The sequence below is a fragment of the Advenella sp. genome (genome assembly GCF_052108595.1).
In the GTDB taxonomy this organism is placed as follows: Bacteria; Pseudomonadota; Gammaproteobacteria; order Burkholderiales; family Burkholderiaceae_B; genus Advenella.
Window position 1 is genome coordinate 36247 of record NZ_JBQEAU010000019.1, and the last position, 6371, is coordinate 42617.

The 6371-nt window shown below is 55.0% G+C and carries 2 protein-coding genes and 2 pseudogenes; 2 read left to right on the forward strand and 2 right to left on the reverse strand.

Annotated features, from left to right (window positions below; translation table 11 throughout):
* Positions 1-13: 13 nt before the first annotated feature.
* Positions 14-1135 (forward strand): outer membrane protein assembly factor BamC, encoded by a 1122-nt coding sequence (gene bamC, locus ACTIKR_RS05405; protein WP_442327296.1) that lies wholly within the window; start codon positions 14-16, stop codon positions 1133-1135.
* 75 nt (positions 1136-1210) lie between these two features.
* Here bamC and ACTIKR_RS05410 read toward each other — a convergent pair whose 3' ends face one another.
* Positions 1211-2398, reverse strand: a complete 1188-nt coding sequence (locus ACTIKR_RS05410; protein WP_442327297.1) for a JmjC domain-containing protein — start codon at positions 2396-2398, stop codon at positions 1211-1213.
* Positions 2395-5029, reverse strand: a pseudogene (gene mutS / locus ACTIKR_RS05415) (DNA mismatch repair protein MutS). The gene ACTIKR_RS05410 and the pseudogene mutS overlap by 4 nt, the downstream one beginning before the upstream one ends.
* Positions 5030-6148: 1119 nt before the next feature.
* On the opposite strand from mutS, the pseudogene ACTIKR_RS05420 reads away from it, so the two are divergent.
* Positions 6149-6371: pseudogene (locus ACTIKR_RS05420) on the forward strand (ectoine/hydroxyectoine ABC transporter substrate-binding protein EhuB); the annotation flags it as partial.

Consider the following 6371-nt stretch of genomic DNA (forward strand, 5'->3'; position numbering starts at 1 on the left):
TAGGATTGAGAATATGCGTATGAATGCACGCTTTCTTGCAGTATCTGGTTTACTGTCACTCACCCTTCTGGCGGGATGTAATGTCATGGACGAAGTCATGGGTGAGACCGAACAGGTCGACTACAAAAGTACCGTAAGAGGTGACCCGCTAAGCCTGCCGCCTGATCTGTCGTCGTCACAGATTAATCCGGCGTACAAGTCACCAGGCGGCTATGCATCGGCCAACGAATATAATAAGGCAGTGGCCCAGGCCAATCGCAATGCTGCATCCGGTGCGTCGGTCTTGCCTGAAACCCCCGGACTGAAAATCCAGAGTTCCGGCGCCAACCGCTGGCTGGAAGTGAGCCAGGAAGCGGGGAGTGTCTATCCTAAACTGATCGACTTCTGGGTCGATTCAGGCTTTACGATCAATCGCGATAATCCTCAAGCCGGACTGATTGAAACCGACTGGGCCGAAAATCGTGCAAAAATTCCTGGCAATCTGCTTAACCGGGCATTGGGCGCCATTATCAATATGGTTGAAGACAGCGGCGAGCGTGAACGCTTCCGTACGCGTCTGGAACGCTCAAATGGCAAAACGTTGGTGTTCATCAATCACGAACGCATGGTCGAAACACCCATGGATCGCGATGGTACAACATTCAAATGGCTGCCTGCCAAGGAAGATCCGGGTCTGAACGCCGCGATGCTGTCGCGCCTGATGGTTTTCCTGGGGGCGACCAAGCAGCAGGCTGAAGCACAGGTGCGTCAAAGCGCTGCAGCGGCTGCCGCGCCAACCCATCCGGTCGTGATGGCCGATGTTGCCGCATTGCCACTGCAAATGGGCCAAAGCCAGGCCTACAATCAGGTGGGCGCTGCGATCAATTCTGCCGGTTTCACAGTGGATAATAGTGACCCGCAGGCCGGCACCTATGCAGTCCGTTACCTGGATACCGACACCGGCGAGAAGCGCCAGGCATCCAACTTTATCAGCCGGCTGTGGGGCGATAAAGGCAACCTGACGCCGTTGCCCTACACGATTGTGGTTACTTCCGAAGCCAGCCAGTCTGTTGTGACTGTACGCAACGAACAGGGCCAGACAGATAACAGCGCGACCGCGCGTCGCATTCTGACGGTACTGGCCGAGAGAATGTAATCTGACTGCAGTCCACAATAGTGTTTTGAAGTTCAGAAGACCCGGCAGGCGATTGCCGGGTTTTTTTCTGTCCGGCTATTGCGCAATAACCCAGCCGTCATCCAGCCATTCCTGCAATAGCGTGAGCGTTGCAGCATTGGCTTTTTTCAGGTCGGCGCAGGTCAATACACGCGTGTCGGCGAATTTTTTAAGCGTGGCGTTGGTTCTCAATTCCAGGGCTTCGCCGTTGATGAACAAGTCTGCGCCCCGATAGACCATGCGGCTGCGGCGATCCAGCACGAGGTTGCCATTGCCGTTGATCACGTCTTCAAGATCGACCATCTCTTGGGCAATCGGAAAGACAGTGAGGGAGTTTGGTTCGGTCAGCCAGCAGCCCAGAAAGCGTGCCGCCATGCGCTCAGTGAACGCAATTTTCTGTACAGCAGCCAGTGCGCTGTCGATCAGTTCATCAGGCAGGGCGGCCGGTTCTGCGGTGGGTGCCAAACGTTTATCCTGGAATATGCCCGAGAGGTCTGGTCCCGGTAATGCAGGCGTGGAGTAGGGGCCAAAGCCCAGTCCATTACGCGCGCTCAACTGATCGGCGGCAACCTCCAGCAGCCCGCGCGCAAGAACGGCCAGGGACGGGGCACGAAAACCGATAGAAACAGTAATGCACTCGTCCGACTCCGAGATGCCATCGTGTGCAATATGCGGTGGCAGATAGAGCATATCGCCCGGCTCCAGCACAAACGCTTCTTCAGGTTCAAAATGCTGCAAAATCTTGCAGGCAATATCGGGAACCAGCGACAGGTCTTTCTGCTGGCTGATGCGCCAGCGTCGCTGTCCGCGCCCCTGGAGCAGGAAAACGTCGTAGCTGTCAAAATGCGGGCCGACACCGCCGTTGCGGGAGGCCAGGCTGATCATGATATCGTCCAGCCGCGCATCCGGAACAAACCGAAATTGCTGCATCAGGGCTGCGGTTGCATCGTCATGCAGATCCACGCTTTGCACCAGCAAAGACCAATTGGGTTCTGCCACCTTGGGAAAGCGTGCGAACGGACCATTTTCCATGTGCCATTCGTCATTTTCCTGCCAGATCAGGCGTGATTCGACATCATCGCGTTTTGCCAGTTTCTTCAGCCCGGCAGGGGGTACGGGACTACTGAAACCAGGAATGGCCTGTCTGATCAGCAGCGGTTTCTTTTGCCAGTAAGTCCGCATAAATTCGGCGGGGCTACGTCCACCCAGCAATGTCATGGGTGCGTGAATGTCAATGGATGTCATGATTCTCCGCCAAAGCGGTTATGCAATTTGTACAGGGCGTCCAGCGCTTCGCGTGGACTCATATTATCGGGATCCAGTTCATGCAGGGCGTCGCGAAAGGCGGTAAGCTCAAGCGCATTGTCGCTCTGCTGGTCATCGGTCTCGTGCGTCGCAGTAAAAAGATTAAGCTGTGAGATGTCGCCTGCCTGGCTTTCCAGGCGATCCAGTTCCCGCTTGGCTTGGCGAATGACTGCAACGGGCAGGCCTGCCCGTTGCGCGACCTGGATACCGTAGCTGCGACTGGCCGGTCCTTCCTGAACTTCATGCAGAAACACAATGCCACTGGCAGCTTCGGTGGCGGCAAGATGCACATTGATCGCTGACGGGTTCAGGTCGGGCAGCCGGGTAATTTCAAAATAATGGGTGGCAAACAGTGTCAGCGCATGATTGTGGTCCAGCAACCGGCAGGCAATGGCCCATGCCAGCGACAGACCGTCATAGGTAGACGTGCCTCGGCCTATCTCATCCATCAGCACGAGGCTGTTGGGTGTGCTGGCAGCCAGGATGGTGGCAGCCTCTGTCATCTCCATCATGAAGGTCGATTGGCCGCCTGCCAGATCGTCGGCAGCACCAATACGGGTGAAAATGCGGTCAATCACGCCGATTGTGGCGGCAGCGGCCGGCACAAAACTGCCCATGCGCGCCAGCAGTACGATCAGGGCCGTCTGGCGCATGTAGGTTGATTTACCACCCATATTGGGGCCGGTAATGAGCAACATGCGTCTGTCATTGTCCATCAGACAGCTGTTGGGCGTGAATTGCTCAATCGTATGCTCGACCACCGGGTGGCGGCCGGCCTCGATATCGATCAACGGGTGTTCGACCAGTTGCGGCGCTACCCATTCGTTATCCCTGGCATGACTGGCCAGCGCAAGATAGACGTCCAGTTCGGCAATGGCCTGCGCGCAACGCTGCAGGGGAGTCACCCAAGCCTGCATGGTATCGAGTAGTTGCTCGTATAGCCATTTTTCGCGCGATAACGCCCGGTCGCGTGCCGACAGTACCTTGTCTTCGAATCCTTTTAGCTCCGGCGTAATATAACGTTCGACATTCTTGAGCGTCTGGCGGCGGCGGTAGTCCTCGGGCACTTTGTCGACCTGGCCCTTGGATACTTCAATGAAAAATCCGTGAACACGATTGAACTCCACGCGTAGATTGGCAATGCCACTGCGCTGGCGCTCCCTGGCCTCCAGTTCTACCAGAAAGGCGCCGCTGTCGCTGGCCAGGGTACGCAGCTCATCGAGCTCGGCGTCAAACCCGGGCGCGATCACGCCGCCGTCGCGGATCATCGCGGCCGGTTCCGCCGCGACGCCGGCCTGTAGCGCCGCGTGCAAGCTCGCATCAAGGGTCAGTTCGTCGTTGAGTACGTCAAGGCGTTCTGCATTGGCATGCTGGTCGCGCAAAACAGTCTGCAACTGGGGCAGCCGGGCCAGCGCATCGCGCAGGCTGGCAAGCTCGCGGGGCCGCACCGAACGCAAGGCGATTCGTGTTGCGATACGCTCAAGATCGGGAAACGCATTGAGTTCTGTACGCAGGTTATCCAATGCGATATGGGGATGCACGGGCCCGTCGGGACGTCCGGTCAGCACGGCCGCAACAGCAGTCTGGCGTGCGTTGATCTGGCTATTGGAGCGCAGGGGGGTGGTGCAGCCAGTGACGCAGCTTGCGACTGCCCATGGGTGTTTCGCAGTGGTCCAGCAAAGAGAACAGGGTGGGCCGGCTCTCTCCGCTGATGGTTTCGGTAATTTCCAGGTTTTTGCGTGTGACCGGGTCAAGGACCAGATAATCCAGCGCGTGATCCACCATGATGTGCTGGACGTGCGACAGCGATTGCGTTTGCGTGCGTTCGACGTAGCGCAGCAGCGCGCCGGCCGCGCAAATGGCGGCAGGCATATCGGCCATGCCGAAGCTGCCAAGCGAGTCGATCTGAAAATGCTGGCAAAGCAGGGCGTTGGCGTCATTCAGGTCATAGTGCCAGTCGGCAGTATGGCTGATCGAGCCGCCGAATTTGGTTTCGAGGGCAAAGGAGTCAGCGTGCACGATTTCCGCCGGAGCGATACGGTGGATTTCCGAGTCCAGGGCTTCCTTGTCGCATTGCGTGACTTTGAATTGACCGCTGGCCAGGTTGAGCCATGCCAGCCCGTATTTTGGCGCCTTGCCTTTGGGCGGCAGAAAGATAGACAGCAGCGGCCGGTCCAGCTTAGAAGGCAACAGGGTTTCGTCGGTCAGCGTGCCAGGCGTAACAATGCGCACGATCTTGCGTTCAACGGGTCCCTTGCTTGTTGCCGGATCGCCGATCTGCTCGCAGATTGCCACCGATTCACCCAGTGCCACCAGGCGCGCCAGATAGGTTTCCATGGCATGCACCGGAACGCCTGCCATGGGAATAGGCTGGCCATTTGAGTTTCCCCGCTTGGTGAGCGTCAGATTCAGCAGTCTGGCGGCCTGCTCGGCATCGTCATAGAACATTTCATAAAAATCTCCCATACGATAGAACAGCAGTACAGACCCGGCCTCAAGCTTAAGGCGCAGGTACTGCTGCATCATGGGGGTGTGGCCGGGAGTCGCACTTTTACTGGTTTCTGCTGGCATGAGTGATAGGTTGTCTAAAGTATTCTGGCGTTCAATCGGCTATTTTACGATTATCCTGGACCTGGTTGGGCGGCGAATCATTTACCAGCGGCAAATCAGCTGATAGTGCAGATGCTGCCCTGCGAGCAATAGCGGGCGGAAGCACATAACGGCGCCAATGCGACTGTGGTGAAGACTGCATTGCAACTTTTGGGCCAACATTGTGGTGCGACCCGACCACCCTCTGCATGGCCGATGAATCCACAGGCGCTTGACACGCTCAGGCAATTGTTGAAAACCTGGCAGCAGGCTGCAGCAATCGGTAGGGTCAAGGACTGACCGAGGCTGGTGTCCCTGTTTTTATTGCATGACACGACCCGGTTCGGCATAAACTTCTCCTGTCGTGACAGCAGGGGCCGCAAGTGTGGCGCCTTTGGCGCATCTATGGGGGCTACGCCAGCATCACGCCTATCGCCAACATTACCAACATCACGGCCATTGCATATGAAATATTTATGGCTGACTAGTGCTTCCAGCAGAAAAATTGATGGCGCGCCGGGATATAGCGTTTCAATTTATTAGACGTCATTGCGTCGCTCTGTGCATCGCATGGGTGTAACTTTTTGTATGAATAAATTTCCAATTTGTGTCACATGAGAAAATTTCAATTGACCCAGATTACCCCATGATTGGATGGATTCGGATCAGGATAAAACACTTATCGAATGATTAGTGAATGGTCGAAATAACCCGTACAGGCTGGTGTCTGATTGACAAGAATAACCTGTTTTTATGACGATTATAAAATTGCATGACAATGGGGTTTTCATTTAGAAAATTTATTTCAGTTGAAATAAACCTAGGGTTTTCCATGCATATATTTCATCTAAATGACGCATTTTCGAATGTAACGAATATATCGAAATTAATGTATTGCGGTTGTGCAGTACCGTTTATCTATGTTACTTCTATAGATGAAGCGATAACCGCTAGCGCAGAAAACACACTCTTCATGCGATGAATTTTATGCATGAAAATGTGCTGTATGCTGCGTTTGAAAGTTATTTCAAATGCAATTTTTATCAGGACTATTTCCAGATAAAAACTTCAGGATAAATCAACTTCAAGGGGAGTAGAACGATGAATAGAGTGCTCAAAACTCGAACCCTGCTGGCTCTCGCTGTAGCAACCGCTGCGGCTTTTAGTACAGTTGCGTCAGCTGCCACGTTGCAGGAAATTAAAGACAAAGGCGTGGTACGGATTGCAGTTGCCAACGAAATACCCTACGGCTTTGTCGATCCCACAGGCGAGGCCAAAGGCGCCGGACCGGAAGTGGCCAAGCACATTATGGAGCAGCTTGGCG